This is a genomic window from Virgibacillus salexigens (assembly GCF_014905415.1).
Classification (GTDB): domain Bacteria; phylum Bacillota; class Bacilli; order Bacillales; family Amphibacillaceae; genus Virgibacillus; species Virgibacillus salexigens.
In genome coordinates this window covers 1-294 of record NZ_BNEO01000183.1, presented here as the reverse complement: position 1 = coordinate 294, position 294 = coordinate 1, and the positions used below count along the sequence as shown (strand labels likewise).

Genomic DNA, 294 nt, shown 5'->3' with positions numbered 1-294 from the left:
AGTTCTGCACCAATAGCTAAAAGGGCAAAACCAAGTCCTCCCGCTGCTCCAGCTCCCTGGACGGTGGTGAAGTCTTGATTCAGCTCTGCTTCCAGTCTTTTTCCTAGCGTAGATAGGGCTTTGTCGTACATGATGATTTGTTCCTTTGTTGCGCCTTTTTGTGGCCCATAAATAGCGCTAGCCCCTCTATCTCCAACAAGAGGATTATCTACATCACAAGCTACTTGGATGTGGACTTTACGTAGACGTGGATCTATATCTGAAAAGCAAATATCTTTCGCGGCAAGCATGTCT

Annotated in this window: 1 protein-coding gene; it reads right to left on the bottom strand. The window is 46.3% G+C overall.

Annotation, left to right across the window (positions count from 1 at the left end; translation table 11 throughout):
• A partial coding sequence (locus JKP73_RS22760; RefSeq protein ID WP_200412052.1) for a glycerate kinase occupies positions 1-294 on the bottom strand: 294 nt, incomplete at both ends.